The organism is Kosakonia pseudosacchari (assembly GCF_015167415.1).
Taxonomy (GTDB): domain Bacteria; phylum Pseudomonadota; class Gammaproteobacteria; order Enterobacterales; family Enterobacteriaceae; genus Kosakonia; species Kosakonia pseudosacchari.
Window position 1 is genome coordinate 3,552,276 of the sequence record NZ_CP063425.1, and the last position, 16,721, is coordinate 3,568,996.

The window sequence follows — 16,721 nt, forward strand, 5'->3', positions numbered from 1 at the left end:
AAGACGATTATTAACGCGTTGTTTTTATAGCTATAAACAGTGTACTGCTATCGACAGGCCGAAACAGCGCCTGATTTCCGTAGGTGAGCCCGTTGTAATAAATAAAAAACCCGCCAGGCGGCGGGTTTGAAGCAAGTGATTACTTACTTTTTTTGATGTGCTTAATCAGGCGTTTACGTTTGCGCATCTGGTTCGGCGTCAGGGTGTTGCGTTTGTCGGCAAACGGGTTTTCCCCCTCTTTGAACTGAATACGGATTGGCGTACCCATCACATCCAGCGATTTGCGGAAGTAGTTCATCAAATAACGTTTGTAGGAATCCGGCAAGTCTTTCACCTGGTTGCCGTGGATCACCACTATCGGCGGGTTATACCCACCGGCGTGGGCATATTTCAGCTTCACGCGACGACCACGCACTAACGGCGGCTGATGATCTTCCGCCGCCATGTTCATAATACGCGTCAGCAGCGCAGTACTGACGCGGCGGGTGGAGCTGTCATACGCTTCGCGAACGGATTCAAACAGGTTGCCAACACCGCTGCCGTGCATCGCGGAAATAAAGTGCACACGGGCGAAATCAATAAAGCCCAGGCGGTAATCCAGCGTCTCTTTCACCTGCTCTTTCACTTCCTGGCTCAGACCGTCCCATTTATTGACGACGATAACCAGTGAGCGGCCGCTGTTAAGAATAAAGCCGAGCAGCGATAAATCCTGATCGGAGATACCTTCACGGGCATCAATGACCAGCAGCACAACGTTAGCATCTTCAATCGCTTGCAGCGTTTTGATGACCGAGAACTTCTCCACCACATCGGTGATTTTGCCGCGCTTACGCACACCAGCGGTGTCGATAAGTACGTATTCACGCTCATCGCGCTGCATCGGAATGTAGATGCTGTCGCGCGTGGTACCCGGCATGTCATACACCACCACGCGCTCTTCGCCGAGAATGCGGTTAGTCAGTGTGGACTTACCGACGTTCGGACGCCCCACAATGGCCAGTTTGATTGGCAGATCCTGCGGGTTGAAATCGTCTTCCGGCTCTTCTTTTTCGCCGTTTTCGTTGGCTTCGAACTGTGCCCAGTATTCGGCGTCCTCATCCACCTCTTCCGGCGGGTTGAGTTCGTCCATCCATGGCATCAGTACATGTTCCAGCAAGCTGGTGACACCGCGCCCGTGGGAAGCGGCGATAGCGTGGATTTCCCCCAGACCGAGGGAATAAAAATCTGCTATTGCCTGATCCGGATCCAGACCGTCGGTTTTGTTCGCCACCAGGAAAGTCGGTTTTTCGCGTGAACGCAGATGTTTGGCAATGGCCGAATCGGCTGGCATCAGACCCGCGCGCGCATCGACCATAAACAGTACGACATCGGCTTCTTCAATCGCCAGCAGCGATTGTTCCGCCATGCGCGTTTCCACGCCGTCTTCGGTGCCATCGATACCGCCGGTATCGATACAGATAAATTCGCGGCCTTCAACTTCAGCACGACCGTACTTACGGTCACGAGTCAGACCCGGGAAATCCGCCACCAGCGCATCTCGGGTGCGTGTTAAACGGTTAAATAGCGTGGATTTTCCAACGTTAGGGCGCCCGACAAGCGCGACCACAGGTACCATGTTTAAAGCCTCATTACAGAAAATTCATTAGCAAAACGTCGCGGGTTACGCGCCGTTTTAAAAACAGGAAAACGGCTCCTGCAACAGGAGCCGTCTTCAGGAACGACAAACCCGACGCGCTTAGCGCGAAAGGGCGTACACTGTGCCGTCTTTCGCCTGGATCAGCAGTTTGCCACCAGCAACCACCGGCTCGGTCAGGAAACCGGAGCTGTCGACTTTCTGCTGCGCGACAAAGCGCCCGTCTTCAATGTTAATCCAGTGCACGTAGCCTTCGCTATCGCCTGTCACAATGTAACCATTATACAACGCCGGAGCGGTAAGGTTACGGTGCAGCAGGTCACTTTGTGTCCACAGGGTCACGCCGCCGTCGGTAGTCAGGGCCAGAACACGATCGCTCTGGTCGATCATATAGATGCGGTTACCATCAACTACGAAATCGCTCACTGAACCCAGCTCGCGTTTCCACATAATCTGGCCGCTACGCAGATCCAGCGCCGTCAGGTTGCCGTTATAGGCCAACGCGTACACCACGTTACCCACAACCACCGGCGTAGTATCGACATCGCTCAGACGATCGATCTCTGTCGGACCATTGGCCTGGGAGATTCGCTGCTGCCAAATCATCTGGCCCTGCTGCATTAATACCGCGCTAACGCGACCGTTATCACCGCCAACAATGGCAGCGCCAAAGGCGGAAGTTGGTGCGGATTCACCGCGCAGAGAAAGCGCAGGCATATCGAGGTTGACGATCCATTTGGATGCGCCATCGCTTTCGTTCAGCGCCTGCAACTGACCGTTACTGGTGTGGATCAGCACTAAACCGTCGCTCACTACCGGGCGAGAAAGCGCTTCACCAGCGACTTTCGTTTTCCACGCCTGCGAACCATCGCTGGTATTCAGTGCGTAAACCTGCGCTTTTTCGCTGCCCACATAAACATGGCCACCGGAAACGGTCACACCGCCAGAAAGCAGTGCAGCGCGTGTAGAGAACCAGCCATCTTTTTCAGCCAGGTTAACCGACCAAATTTCATGCCCATCTTCAATGCTAACCGCTTTCACCACACCATGGCGATCGGCGGCGTAAACCACGCCATCAGCAAACGCCGGATGCAGGTTAGAGTAGAAGTCACCAATACCGTTGCCCACGGAGGTGCTCCATGAGGTGGTCGGGGTGAACTGGTTTTCCACCACCGGCAACGGGGACATTTTGACAACATCTTCTTCGCTGTTAAACAGGGAACAGCCGCTCAAAAGCGTGACGGAAAGCAGCCCTGGCAGAAGTAATTTACGCAATTGCATCGGGTCCCTCTTAGATGGACAAATTATTGATTTTCATCTGCATCATTTCACTCAGCGCAGGAGAAGCATTGTTTTTAATGCCGTTTTCCCATGCGGTGCGCGCGCCTTGTTTATCACCTTTGCTCAGCAGTGCTTCGCCACGCAGATCGGCAACAATCGCTGACCAGCTTTCCGCTTTGACCGCATCCAGCGTTTTCAGCGCAGCGTCTTGTTGCTTTTGCTGTACCTGAATGCGCGCCAGGCGCACATTGATTATCGACCTGAGATTTTCATCATTCGTCGCAGCCAGCCCTTGTTGCAACTGAGCAGCGGCTTTATCCAGCTCATTCTTCTCAACGTATTGCTGCGCCAGTTCCAGCGACGCCAGCGCGCCGTAGGTGTTTTTGTTGTCAGCAGCGAATTTTTCCGCCGCCGTGAACGATTCTGGCTTACCCGCCGAAAGCGCGGCAACCGCGTTTTCATAAGCCTGTGAAGAGGCTCTCGCCGTGTCTGCCTGATGGCTGTTCCAGTAGCGCCAGCCAACCAGCGCACCAATACCCAAAATGACGCCAACGGCCAGCGCTTTACCATTCTCGGCAAAGAAGCGCTTAATCGCGTCTACCTGGTCGTTTTCGTTTTCGTAAATTTCCACGCAGTCCTTCTCCTTAACGATAATTCACCGGGGAGATTAGCCCAGTAGTGTGCGCAAATGCGCCGCAACGCTCTCCTGCGTTACCGTACTCTGCTCACCAGAGCGTAAATCCTTCACCACAACATTACCGTCGGCAATTTCAGATTCGCCGAGCACCAGTGCGACGCGAGCGCCCCACTTGTCCGCACGGGCAAATTGCTTTTTAAAATTGCCGCCGCCGTGGTTCATCATCAGCCGTACGCCAGGTAACGCATCGCGCACCTGCTCACCCAACTGCATAGCAGCGGATTGCGTATTGGCGCCAGACGCCACCAGGTATATATCGACAACGGATTCTGCTTTAAATTCCGGATTAACTGCCTGAACTAACAAAACAAGTCGTTCAAGACCCATTGCGAAGCCAACCGCCGGAGTCGCACGACCACCCAGTTGCTCAACCAGACCGTCATAACGACCGCCTGCGCAAACAGTGCCCTGCGCGCCAAGACTGGTAGTTACCCATTCGAAAACGGTGCGGTTGTAGTAGTCCAGACCGCGTACCAGACGCTGGTTCACCGTATAAGCGATACCCGCCGCATCAAGGAATGCGCAAAGACCTGCGAAGTGTTCGCGGGACTCATCGTCAAGGTAATCACCCAGTTTCGGTGCATCGTTCAGCAGCACCTGGATATCCTGGTTTTTGGTATCCAGTACGCGCAGCGGGTTGGTATACATACGGCGCAGGCAGTCTTCGTCCAGCTTATCTTTATGCTGCTCGAGGAAAGCCACCAGCGCATCGCGATAGGTCGCGCGCGCGTCAAGCGAGCCAATCGAGTTGAGTTCAAGGGCAACATGCGAAGCAATGCCCAGCTCGCGCCACCAGCGGGCGGTAAGCATAATCAGCTCGGCATCGATATCCGGCCCCTGCAGGCCAAACACCTCCACACCCAACTGATGGAACTGACGGTAGCGCCCTTTCTGCGGACGCTCGTAGCGGAACATCGGCCCAACGTACCACAAGCGCTGTTCCTGATTGTACAGAAGACCATGTTCGATGCCGGCGCGTACACAGCCCGCCGTACCTTCGGGACGCAGTGTCAGGCTGTCGCCGTTGCGATCGTCAAAGGTGTACATCTCTTTTTCAACCACGTCGGTCACTTCACCGATCGCGCGTTTGAATAACGGGGTCTGCTCTACAATCGGCAAACGGATTTCACTGTAACCGTAGCTGCCGAGCACGTTTTTTAAAGTGCCTTCAATGCGCTGCCAGATGGCGGTTTCGCCAGGCAGATAATCGTTCATGCCGCGAATGGCTTGAATATTTTTTGCCACGTTTATTCTCTTTATTAATACAAAAAATGAACCCTCAGGGCCGCGACGAACTGCGGGTCGCGCCGGGCGGGTTCATCATACACGGGAAGCCTGCCGCTTCCCAGCAACCTTATTTTTCTACCTGTTGCACATCGATACGACGCGCTTCATCCAGCATCGACGCTTTCGCGCGAATGCGGGCCTCAAGCTGGCTAATCATGTCGCTGTTATCCAGGCGGTCTTTGCGCACGCCATCTTCGTACAGGCCGCTTTTCTTGTTGCCGCCGGTCACACCCAGTGTGGAAACCAGCGCTTCACCAGGGCCATTTACCACGCAACCGATAATGGAGACATCCATCGGCGTGATGATATCTTCCAGACGCTGTTCAAGGGCGTTGACCGTACCGATAACGTCAAACTCCTGGCGGGAACAGGTCGGACAGGCGATAAAGTTAATCCCGCGCGAACGAATGCGCAGCGATTTCAGGATATCAAAACCGACTTTAATCTCCTCCACCGGATCGGCGGCCAGCGAAATACGCAGCGTGTCACCAATCCCTTCAGAAAGCAGCAAGCCAAGACCTATCGCCGATTTCACTGCGCCTGCGCGCGCGCCACCAGCTTCGGTGATGCCAAGATGCAGCGGCTGATCGATCTGTTTTGCCAGCAGTCGATAGGATTCAACGGCGAGAAATACGTCCGATGCTTTCACGCTAACTTTGAACTGATCGAAATTCAGACGATCGAGATGATCAACATGGCGCATGGCGGATTCAAGCAGCGCTTGCGGCGTTGGCTCGCCATACTTTTCCTGCAGATCTTTTTCCAGCGAACCGGCGTTAACACCGATGCGAATTGGAATGTTTTTATCGCGCGCGCAATCAACAACGGTGCGAATACGCTCTTCGTTACCGATGTTGCCGGGGTTAATGCGCAGACAGTCAACGCCATATTCGGCGACTTTCAGCGCAATGCGGTAGTCAAAATGGATGTCCGCAACCAGCGGGACACGCACTTGCTGTTTGATCAATTTGAAGGCTTCTGCCGCGTCCATGGTCGGGACGGAGACGCGGACAATATCCGCGCCGACGCGCTCAAGCGCTTTGATTTGATTAACCGTCGCTTCAACATCCGTGGTACGGGTGTTTGTCATGGACTGCACGGCGATGGGCGCGCCATCGCCAATGGGCACATTACCAACGTAAATCCGTTTCGATTTCCGACGCTGAATCGGAGCCTGGTTATGCATGAAAAATCTCCCGCGTTGCCCGTCTGTTACTGTGCTGCTGATTGTTCGGCATTGAGGGTCAGACGCGCAACCTGGTTAGTTCTGATAAAACGACTCAGATCGACAGGTTTACCCTGATACTGGATCTGAACGGCTGATGGCGCGCCAATTTTCAGCTTATATGGCGCCTGGCCGGTTAAATTGAGCGTGGCATCTTTACGTTGCAAGCCGCTGAATAATTTCTTCCCGGTGGCATCGCTCACTTCCAGCCAGCAGTCGGCAGTAAAGTTCATCACCAGTGCGTTAGTATCCGCTTGCGCACCCGCAACACCGGCCTGGTCGGTCGGTAACTGCGCTGGGTTTGCTGGAGCGGTAGGCTGCTGCATGGCGTCAACATTCGCCTGCGACGGTGCAACAACGGTGTTCTGATTTGCGGTAGTAGCGGGGGCTTGCGGCGCGCTGGCGACTGGCGTTTGCGCTGTCGCCGACGGTGCTGGCGCTTCAACAGGCGTGGCGGAATTATCAACCGGGTCTGCTGCAGTGGTGTCGTTATTCAGTGGTACGCTTTGCGCGTTGCTGTTGCCCGCGTTCAGCTCCGCAGAAGATTGATCCGCCATGTTGGTGATCTCTTGCTGCTGCGCTTTGTGGTTATCCCACCACCATGCGCCCGTCAGGCCGATGGCGACCAGGAACACCAGCCAGGTGATAAAACTCATCATCCAGCCACCGCGTTTTTTACGCGGTTTGCCTAAAGCAAAAGTCTGCATTGGCGCAACTTTTGCCGCTCTGACCGGCGCTTGTTTTTCAAGAATCGGCAGCAGTTCTTCTTCAGGAATGTGCACCAGGCGGGCATAGGAGCGGATATAACCGCGTACAAAAGTCGAAGCCAGATCGGCGGGCGACCTGTCCTCTTCGATATCGCGTACCGTGGAGACCTTCAGGCATAAGCGCTCTGCAACCGCTTGCTGGCTGAGTCCAAGTTGTTCACGGGCGTTGCGCAGACGTACGCCAGTGGTTTGTGCTTCATTTTGGTCGTGAGTGGCTTCAGTATTCATTCGCTACAACTACTGGTACGTGAAAATTAAACATTCAGGCGCGCATAACCGCAATGCCTACACGCGCCGCGAAAAAACCGGGTCGGTTAAACCTGGCCCACAGTATAGGACTGTCAGGCTTGTCATAACAGAACAGCTTTCAGCACTTTTTGCTAAGCCGTTGTTCCATCACTACATACTGCCTTAAAGTCAGGAGAAACGCACCGTAATTATTAATGGCCTGTATGTGTACAGGCCAAATAGTCGACATTTTCACAAAATGCAGCATATTCTTCGCGCTGCAACTTATGATTATAGTGCCTTGATCTCAATAGGCTCGCCCTGCATACGCTTACGCATCGTACGTTTGGTACGGTCGATCACATCGCCCGCCAACTGACCACACGCGGCATCGATATCATCGCCACGCGTTTTACGCACGATGGTGGTGAAACCATAACTCATCAGCACCTTACAGAAGCGATCGATACGGCTGTTAGAGCTGCGGCCATACGGCGCCCCCGGGAACGGGTTCCATGGAATCAGGTTGATCTTGCACGGTGTATCTTTCAGCAGCTCCGCCAACTGGTGCGCATGTTCAGTACCATCGTTGACGTGATCCAGCATCACATACTCAATGGTCACACGGCCCTGGTTAGCGTTGGATTTTTCCAGATAACGGCGAACGGCGGCGAGGAACGTCTCGATGTTGTACTTTTTGTTGATCGGTACAATTTCATCGCGAATTTCGTCGTTTGGCGCATGCAGAGAGATGGCCAGCGCAACGTCAATCATATCGCCCAGTTTATCCAGCGCCGGAACCACGCCGGAAGTGGAGAGCGTAACGCGGCGTTTGGAGAGACCAAAGCCGAAATCATCCAGCATAATCTCCATCGCCGGAACGACGTTGGTCAGGTTGAGCAGCGGCTCGCCCATGCCCATCATCACCACGTTGGTAATCGGGCGGCTGCCGGTGACTTTCGCCGCGCCGATAATTTTCGCCGCGCGCCACACCTGGCCGATAATTTCCGAAACGCGCAGGTTACGGTTAAAGCCCTGCTGAGCCGTGGAGCAGAATTTGCACTCCAGCGCACATCCCACCTGGGAAGAGACACACAACGTCGCGCGATCATCTTCGGGGATGTAGACGGTTTCAACGCGCTGATCGCCCACGGCAATCGCCCATTTGATGGTGCCGTCGGAGGAGCGTTGTTCTTCCACCACTTCCGGCGCACGAATTTCGGCGACCTCTTTTAATTTGTTGCGCAGCACTTTGTTGATATCGGTCATCTCATCAAAGTCGTCGCTGCAATAGTGGTACATCCACTTCATCACCTGATCGGCGCGGAAGGGTTTTTCGCCTAAGTTTTTGAAAAATTCACGCATCTGCTGACGGTTTAAATCCAGCAGGTTAATTTTTGCATCTTTGTTTGGCACCGTGAGAGCGTCGTTCTCAGGCATGACAATTTGTTCAGTCATAATGTATTCCGGCCTCGTTATTACACGTTGTGGCCCGTGGAGGGTTAAAAAGAAGCGCCCCAGGACAGCGTCGGCTCATCCTGGGGCGCAGCATTGTACAAATTCTGACGCACAGATACCACGTTTGCACGCGGCTTTTCACAAATTAAAGTGTAAACCTCGTTACACGTTTAACGAGTGATTAACGGGTGCGCGGGCACACTTCGCCTTCGGCGAAGAAGTAGGCGATTTCACGCGCAGCGGATTCAACGGAGTCAGAACCGTGAGTACCGTTCTCAGTGAAGCTGTCTGCGTAGTCAGCACGCAGCGTGCCTGCCAGTGCATTAGCCGGGTTGGTTGCGCCCAGCAGGTCACGGTGACGCTGCACCGCGTTTTCACCTTCCAGCACGGAAACCACAATCGGGCCGGAAGTCATAAACTCAACCAGACCGTCAAAGAACGGACGACCTTCGTGCTCGGCATAGAAACCGCGCGCCTGCTCAACGGTCAGGTGCAGCATCTTGGTGCCAACAATTTTGAACCCTGCCGCTTCAAAGCGAGAGAAGATGCTGCCAATAACGTTTTTTGCCACCGCGTTCGGTTTAATGATGGAAAAAGTACGTTCAATAGCCATGTTTACCTCTGTAAGTTGTTCTGTTGCCCTGAATAGGTGTGGCGCGGATTATAAAGAGCAATACGGGCGTTGCCTATGGATGAAGGTAACATTTTTTTAAAATGAGACTATTTTTAGCAACACCTTACGCCAGTAGTGCCATTCCAGCGCTTATTGCACCGTAAACTGCACTGTAGCTATTTGCCCTGCGTCATCCATCACCAATAACTGATACTCCCCGCTTTTATCAAGTTTCAGGCTCAATAAGCTGCTATGCGAGGCTAACGGTTCACCATTCAAAAACCACCAGCGACTGCCCTCGCCACCGCTGCTTTGTAGCGGCAATAAGGCAAATGCCTGGCCGGGAATGCGTTTGATCACCGCCCCTTCGCGCACGCCGCTTAATAACAGCGGTGGCGGCGCGTTATCGTCACGAGGCGGGCAGCGTTTGTCCGCCACCGGTAAACGGGCAGCGCGGCGTTCACCGGCAGGTAACCACGGCTCCAGCGGTAGCGGCCAGGCGATCCATGTATTCTGCTGCGCATCCGGGCAATCTGCGGCAACCCTGCGCCCCTCTTTATTCAGCCAGAGCGGGAAATTGATCCCGTGACCACCTTCCTGCTCCGGCAATAACAGCGTTGGCGGCTGGCTACCGTCTAACAGCCAGGTGGTAAGTCGGCGGCGACAATTGCTGTCGCCAGGCGGTAGGCTTTGCCCACCCGGCCAGCAGATGACGCCGCTGCTAACCGTTTGCGGTCGCGGGTCGCGCGGCAGCCTCGCCTGTTCAAGCGCTGAGCGCGGCTGCAACAGATTATTGACCTGGTTAAGTAACGGTACGGCGCTGGCAAAACCGAACTGCCCGGCTACGGGCGTGCCGTCAGGTCGCCCCGTCCAGATGCCTATCACGTAGCGGGCATTAATCCCTATCGCCCAGGCGTCGCGATAGCCATAACTGGTGCCCGTTTTCCACGCCAGCGGCACCACCTGCGGCAATGCTTCATCTGGCACCGGTTGTGCTTCTCCGGCGAGAATACGGCGAATAATCCACGCCGCACCCGGCGACATCAACCGCCGCTCCAGTAGCGGGGCGCCAGGTGTCAGACGAAGGCTTCCCGCTTTCCCCTCGCGGGCAAACGCGGTGTAAGCAGCCGCAATGTCTTCGAGCCGCGCACCCGCGCCGCCAAGGATCAGTGAAAGATTGGGTTCCGCCCCCGTCGGTAAAATCAGCGGCAAACCGACATTACGCAGATTTCCGGCAAATTTCTTCGGCCCGTAGGCTTCCAGAACCTGCACCGCCGGTAAATTAAGCGAGCGTACCAGCGCTTCATTCATGCTTACCGGGCCATGGAAACCGCTGTCAAAATTACCGGGCCGATAATCGCCCACCCGGCGCGGCACATCCTGTAACAGTGAGGCCGGATGAATCAGCCCTTCATCCAGCGCGAGACCATAAATAAAGGGCTTTAACACCGAGCCCGGCGAACGGATGGCGCTGACCATATCCACATGGCTGAAACGGCTGTCGTCATTAATATCCACGGAGCCAACCCAACCGCGCACTTTCATATCCGTGTGGTCAACGACGATTATCGCCAGCGAGCTGCGCGCTGGCAGACGGCTTTTCACATTTAACGCCAGCTCTTCAAGCTGACGTTGCAGGCTGGCATTCAGCGTGGTGGTGATTTTCAGTGCCTTGCTTTCACCAAGCATTCGTCGGGCGAAGAGCGGTGCCAGTTGCGGCATCTGACGCGGAGCCAGCCAGACCGGCTCTTCACGGGCCTCCGCCACCTGCGTTGCTGACCACGCCTTTTGCGACACCATACGTTCCAGCACTTTATCGCGCGCGGCCTGTGCACGTTGCGGCCAGCGATCCGGACGTAAACGGCTGGGTGCCTGCGGCAAAACCGCTAACAGTGCCGCTTCGGAATAGCTGAGCGTCGCAGGCGGTTTACCTAAATAAGCCCAACTCGCAGCGCCCACGCCTTGCAGCGTGCCGCCAAACGGCGCGCGGTTCAGATAAAGCGTGAGAATTTCACGTTTTGAGAGGTGCCACTCCAGTTGCAGCGCCCGCCACAGCTGACGCACCTTTCCACCAAAGGTGCGCGGATGCGGATCGAGCAGACGAGCGACCTGCATTGTCAACGTGCTGCCGCCGGAAACGACATGGCCGGAACGCAGATCCTGCCAGGCTGCACGCGCAATCGACAGCGGATTCACTCCCGGATGCGCCCAGAACCAGCGATCCTCATACTGGATCAGCGCCTGCAGATAGTGTGGCGATACCTCTTCGATGGTGACCGGGTAGCGCCAGATACCGTCGGCATCGGCAAAGCGCCACAGCGGCGTGCCGTCTTCGGCCACCACCACCCGTGCCGGATCAACCTCGCTAAGCGGCAGCGGCCAAATCTTGTCGGCAGCCATAACGCCCAACACCAACAGCAGAGGAACACCCACCAGCCAGCGCCAGCGGGTGCGTATCAGACGGACGATCCTCACGTTACGGTACGATTATCAGCGGACCACTGGTCGCACCGGTCGCCCGCCACTGCGGAACATACATTGACTCCACCTGCGGAGCGGGAACCTGATAAGTGCCTGGCGTGACCGCGCGCGCCAGGTAAACCAGCGTGACCCACTCCCCTGCGTTTACCGGCACCGCAGCAACAAACCGGTCATCGCGAAACTCCATATGCTGGATATCCACTTGTTGCATACGATTTAGCAGATCCTGCACTTCACTGCCGCTATCTTGCAGACTGGCGCTGCTATCAGCGAGGTTCTGGTTTTCCAGCTCCAGCCCGGCGGGCAGTAAATCAACCACCAGCGCGTCCGGTACGTTCTGGCTGGCATTCACGTCGAGGCGTACCAGCACCAGTTCACCGCTTTTCAGTGACGACAGTGATTTACTGCGACCATCGGTCCCCAGGAACGTACGTTCAATTTTTAATACCTTCCCGGACGGCGCAGGAGCCTGTTCCGGATAGCCTGTGCTGTCGAGACGCAACCACAGCGGCGTGCTGCCGCTATTGGTAACCTGCAATGCTCCCAGTTGATCGGCATTGAGATTACGGCTTTGCGGACGATCGCCACCAAGCCCTGCGGCATCAAGGGAGGTTTGCGCCTGCCATGCACCCGTGGCGTTTTGCAGATTACGCCCGGCCATAAACAGCGCGTTGCTCTCCTGTGTCGACAACCAACGCTGACCGTAAGCCTGCTCGGCGAGCGTCGCCAGCAGACGCGGCTGCTCCTGTGGCAGCAGGTTGTTCTCTTCCAGCAGCGCCAGTATCAATGCGTTGTCACGCAGTTCGCTGCCGTAATCCGCCAGCCAGTGTCCAGACTGCGGGCGAGAGGTTTTCAGCCCCAGCGCTAACGCTTGTTCGCTGCGCTGCGCATCGCCCATCAGTTTCAGCGCCACGCCCAGTTGCATCAGCGGCAGCGCCGCTCTGGCCTGCTCATGACGTTGCCAGATTTCACGCAATGCGCCTAACGGCGCTTTCTGCTGACGCGCCAGCACCAGACCGGCATAGCTTTGTACCGCGAACTTGGTTGCCGGTGCATCGTCGGTATAGCGAATGGACATGACCGCCGGATCCTGCAAATAGCGCAATAAGCGATTATTGGCGTTATTCAGCGCCTCCATGGGTACGCTATACCCCTGCGCAGACGCGCTAACCAGGAAGTCGGTGACGTATGCCGTCAGCCAGTACTCTTCCGGTCCACTCTTGTCCCACAACGCGAAACCGCCGTCTTCGCGCTGCATTTGCAGCAGGCGGGAGATGCCAATATCCACCGCCGCGCGGCGCTGCTCATCACTGTCGCCTTTGATACCCAACGCTTTTAACTGCGCGGCATTGGTATAAAGCGACGGGAACAACCCGCTGGTGGTCTGTTCAAGACAACCGTACGGATAAGCACGCAGCTCTTCGATATAGCGCGCCAGATTCAGCGGCGGCTTGCCGCTAAGCAGTAAGCGACCTTGCAAGGTCACCGGTGAAATATTGGCAAGGTGCTGCCCAGGCGTATGCCAGCTCTCACCCGGATTGAGCATCACTCCGCTATTAACTGTCTGTGTCGCAAACGGCGGACGCACACCGATTTTCCACTGCTTTTGCTGCGGCGCGAACGTTTCACCCGGTAAGGTCAGGCCGCTGATTTGCGCGTTAAGCTCGCCATCGCCAAAGCCCTCCAGCGCACGCACCGGAATAAACAGCGTGGTGCGCTCGCCTGCAGAGAGCTTAACCGGCTCCGGCTGGCCACTTTCCAGTGCCGACAGGCCGCTCGCCGTCAGCGCGACAGTGAGCGTTTGCGGTTGATCGGTCAGGTTAGTCAGATCCAGCGTCAGGCGCGAGGTATCGCCGCTGCCAAGAAAACGGGGGGTATTGAGTTCCGCAATCACTGGCGCGGCAACGATCACTTTGCTTTCAGTGCTACCAAAGTCTTCCGCTGTCCAGGCTTGTGCCATCACGCGCAGCTCACCGTTGAAATCGCCAATCGGCAAGCTCACTGTACCTTCGCCATGTTCATCAAGCGTTACCGGCTGTGCCTGCTGAGCAATAATAGTGACATGGTTGACCGGTGGTTTGCCGCCGCGGTTAAGCTCATCGCCATCGCCGCCAAAGCGCAGTGCCGCCAGCCGTCCCTGCCCTTCAATCACCTGACCATAAATATCGTAGATATCCGCGCCGTAGCGTTTCTGACCGAAAAAGCCCTGCCACGGATCCGGCGTCACATAATCGGTAATGTTCAGCACACCACTGTCCACGGCGGACAGCAGCACGTTGATCTGTTTTGGCGTGGCACCGTTTTTCACCGCCGCTTTGACTTTCACCGTCAACGGTTGGTTAGGACGCATTTTTTGTGGCGCATTGAGCGTCACGTCAAGGCGACGGTTCTCATCGCCCATCGGGAGATGCAGTAAACCTACCGCGCGTTTTGGCGTGGCGGATTTCGATTTATCGCCAGGGCGTACCACCAGCGTGCTGATATAGAGATCGTGGCGCTGCCACTTCTGATCGACAGGAATACTCAGATCGATGCCCTCAGCAGGGACATCGATCTCTTTCCACCACAGCGGACCTTCACTGGATTCGATCATTGCATAGCCCTTGCCTGCGGCAGGCGCGGTAACATGCAGTTTGATGGTATCGCCCGGTTTGTAGGCCGGTTTATCCAGTTTCATCGTCACGCGATCCGGTCTTGCCGCACCGGCGCCGTCGGTGTTGTCCTGCCAGCTGTAACCGGCCCAGAAGCGCACGCTACTGATGGTGTCATCCGGCCCTTTCACTTCCAGGCGGTAGGAACCCCAGTCCACCGGGAAACTGACTTTTCCGGTTTCATCTGCCTTGAGCGTCAGGCTTTGTTCCCCTTCGACCAGGTCTTTCTGGTCAAATTGTGATTGCCAGCCTTCGCTTTCCGACCAGTTCCAGAAGTAGTCACGGCGTTCACGAATCAAGCGCACCTGCAAATCGCTGACCGCTTTTTTCGCGCCACTGGCATCGGTATAAACAATGTCAAAAGCGGCATTGCTGCCCTCATCGACAATCGGCTGGTTCACGGTGGTGTCAGTCCGATAGTCATATACCGCTTTGGAGGCAAACTGCGGACGAATGCCCGGCAGCGCTTGCGCAGGCCAGATGGCCTGTTCTGCGCGACGTGTTACCGGGCGACCGCCTGATTCCAGCAGGCTGGCTTGTAAAATCACCTGCAACGGCGAGTGTGAATCCTGCCACTGGCTCGGCGTGGTGATTTCGCCCTGCCCTTGTTTATCCAGCGTCAGATGCACTTCATCCAGGCTGCGGCTTACGTTCTCTTCGGCAATATCGCCAAACTGGAACCCCGGTAGCGCGGGAACGGCTTCGCGCAACGGACGCAGAAACAGCTGGCCTTGCAGACTGTTCCCGCTGGCTGGCGCGCCATACAAATAGTGACCGTCAATGTTAAACACCACATCTGCGGCAGGTTCAACAGGTTCTGGCTGCGGTGTAATGTTCAACGCCATGCGCTCTGGCATGAAATCTTCCACATGGAAGCTCCACTCGCGGGAAAGATTATCCCCGGTGTTCGCGCGGATATGCCACATGCCGGTTTGCGCGCTGGCTTCCAGCGGGTAAGTAAACTGGTACAGCCCATTTTGCGGCTGGCTGACCACCGTGCGAATCACCTGCCCGTCCGGTTTCACCACCTCAAGTTTTACCGGTTGCTCTGCCAGTGGTTTACCGTCGCTATCGCGCAGCAGGCCGTTAAGGATCACCGTTTCACCAGGGCGGTAGAGATCGCGCGGGCCAAACATAAAGAACTGTTTGCTGTAGCCGGGATCGCCTGCAATGGCGAACTCGGCGAGATCCAGCGCCGGTAATTTCAGATCCAGCATCGTGGTTTCACCCGCTTTACGCGCGAGGATCAAGGCCGCTTCTTTATCGGTGCTGAGCGTGGCATGACCATCGCTATCGCTGGTAGCTTGTGCGAGAGTTTGCCCTTTCTCGTTCAGCAGCATCACTTCAATGCCGGCGAGCGCAGCGCCGTTTTCCAGCCCTTGCGTGAAGATATCCAGCCGATTGTGGTAACGGTGCGCGGAAAGGCCAATGTTACTGAGGGTGAATAAGGTAGCGGCATTGCTGTAGTTGTAATGCCCGGCCTGGTTCATCACTGCAATGTAAACGCCGGTTTGCTGTAACGGCTGAATGCCGCCAAGTGGCAACAGCAGTTTTTCACGCGTGTTGCGGGTTGGATTGAGATCAAAACGGCCGGTATAAACCAGATCGGCCATTTTCAGGAGCGTTTCCGATTCCCAGTTCGACAGCGAACTGCGGTACTCCCACTGGCTGATAAACGCGGCCAGCGATTCCGGTTTCACGCGGTAAAAATTGACGTCAACGTTGTCGACGTTCAGCGCCATCACCGGCAGCCCGTCCACCACTTTTCCTGGCAGCAGCGAACCCCGGCTGGCGAAACCGACGCTTGGTTGCACATCGCGGGTGGTGATTGTTTTTTCGTAATCGCTAGCGAACGTAGCCTTATTCAGCGCCAGCAGCCCTTTATCAACCGATACCAGCAACTCGCGGTTCGGTTCGAGATGGCGCAGGCGCAGCTCTTTCAGGTTTGGCGCCAACTCCCAGGCACCATCCACTTTGCCACTTTTTTTATCCACCAGATGCACGCTTGAAGCAAAGTTCTGGTCTGGCTCCAGCGGCACCGAGAAGGTCAGCACGAGCGTCGCTGCGCCATCCAGTTGCACTTCAGAAGCATCCAGCAGCGTTAACGGTTTACCTTCGCTGCGTACGGCAAGCTCAGCAAGCTTTGCTTTATCCTGCGGGATAGCCGCCGGTGTTTTTTGCTCTGGCGCAGGCGCAGCTTTCGATTCAGGTGCGCTGGCGGCCTTAGGCTTATCGTTATCATCGCAGCCCGCGAGCGTAAAGGTGGTGACGAGCGCAAAAGTCAGCGCCGCAAGACGTAGCGGTTTCATTCGTTATCCCTGGTTAAGTAACCTGTTGAAAGAGGCTCAGACATTATTATGCGCAACCGTGACAATTACAAAACCGCCAATCAATTCTGGA

General features: G+C 55.8%; 10 protein-coding genes. All 10 read right to left on the reverse strand.

The window, feature by feature from the left end:
• Positions 1–139 precede the first annotated feature (139 nt).
• Positions 140–1,615 carry a ribosome biogenesis GTPase Der gene (gene der, locus IP581_RS16705; RefSeq protein ID WP_193820902.1) on the reverse strand — a complete coding sequence of 492 codons (1,476 nt, stop codon included), beginning with the start codon at positions 1,613–1,615 and terminating at the stop codon, positions 140–142.
• A gap of 120 nt (positions 1,616–1,735) precedes the next feature.
• A complete protein-coding gene (bamB, locus tag IP581_RS16710; protein WP_193820903.1) occupies positions 1,736–2,914 on the reverse strand; it encodes an outer membrane protein assembly factor BamB in 1,179 nt (392 codons plus the stop codon).
• A gap of 10 nt (positions 2,915–2,924) precedes the next feature.
• Positions 2,925–3,545, reverse strand: coding sequence for a YfgM family protein (locus tag IP581_RS16715; RefSeq protein ID WP_193820904.1), 621 nt, complete (start codon positions 3,543–3,545; stop codon positions 2,925–2,927).
• Between the two features lie 36 nt (positions 3,546–3,581).
• Positions 3,582–4,856, reverse strand: coding sequence for a histidine--tRNA ligase (gene hisS / locus IP581_RS16720; protein ID WP_086870786.1), 1,275 nt, complete (start codon positions 4,854–4,856; stop codon positions 3,582–3,584).
• A gap of 109 nt (positions 4,857–4,965) precedes the next feature.
• Positions 4,966–6,084, reverse strand: a complete 1,119-nt coding sequence (gene ispG, locus IP581_RS16725; RefSeq protein ID WP_086870784.1) for a flavodoxin-dependent (E)-4-hydroxy-3-methylbut-2-enyl-diphosphate synthase — start codon at positions 6,082–6,084, stop codon at positions 4,966–4,968.
• 26 nt (positions 6,085–6,110) lie between these two features.
• Positions 6,111–7,118, reverse strand: a complete 1,008-nt coding sequence (gene rodZ, locus IP581_RS16730) for a cytoskeleton protein RodZ (RefSeq protein WP_193820905.1) — start codon at positions 7,116–7,118, stop codon at positions 6,111–6,113.
• A gap of 291 nt (positions 7,119–7,409) precedes the next feature.
• Entirely contained in the window at positions 7,410–8,576 is a 1,167-nt protein-coding gene (locus tag IP581_RS16735; protein WP_086870780.1) for a bifunctional tRNA (adenosine(37)-C2)-methyltransferase TrmG/ribosomal RNA large subunit methyltransferase RlmN, read from the reverse strand.
• Between the two features lie 181 nt (positions 8,577–8,757).
• Positions 8,758–9,189 (reverse strand): nucleoside-diphosphate kinase, encoded by a 432-nt coding sequence (gene ndk, locus IP581_RS16740; RefSeq protein WP_017458995.1) that lies wholly within the window; start codon positions 9,187–9,189, stop codon positions 8,758–8,760.
• Positions 9,190–9,339: 150 nt separating this feature from the next.
• On the reverse strand, positions 9,340–11,664 hold the full coding sequence (pbpC, locus tag IP581_RS16745) for a peptidoglycan glycosyltransferase PbpC (RefSeq protein ID WP_193820906.1): 2,325 nt from the start codon (positions 11,662–11,664) through the stop codon (positions 9,340–9,342).
• Position 11,665: 1 nt separating this feature from the next.
• Positions 11,666–16,630: an alpha-2-macroglobulin family protein gene (locus IP581_RS16750; protein ID WP_193820914.1), complete on the reverse strand. Its 4,965-nt coding sequence runs from the start codon at positions 16,628–16,630 to the stop codon at positions 11,666–11,668.
• Positions 16,631–16,721: the final 91 nt, after the last annotated feature.

Bases quoted from the DNA above. Each gene is read 5' to 3' on its own strand.
- der (WP_193820902.1), bottom strand. From the start codon at position 1,615: ATGGTACCTGTGGTCGCGCTTGTCGGGCGCCCTAACGTTGGAAAATCC.
- bamB (WP_193820903.1), bottom strand. From the start codon at position 2,914: ATGCAATTGCGTAAATTACTTCTGCCAGGGCTGCTTTCCGTCACGCTT.
- ispG (WP_086870784.1), bottom strand. From the start codon at position 6,084: ATGCATAACCAGGCTCCGATTCAGCGTCGGAAATCGAAACGGATTTAC.
- rodZ (WP_193820905.1), bottom strand. From the start codon at position 7,118: ATGAATACTGAAGCCACTCACGACCAAAATGAAGCACAAACCACTGGC.
- IP581_RS16735 (WP_086870780.1), bottom strand. From the start codon at position 8,576: ATGACTGAACAAATTGTCATGCCTGAGAACGACGCTCTCACGGTGCCA.
- ndk (WP_017458995.1), bottom strand. From the start codon at position 9,189: ATGGCTATTGAACGTACTTTTTCCATCATTAAACCGAACGCGGTGGCA.
- IP581_RS16750 (WP_193820914.1), bottom strand. From the start codon at position 16,630: ATGAAACCGCTACGTCTTGCGGCGCTGACTTTTGCGCTCGTCACCACC.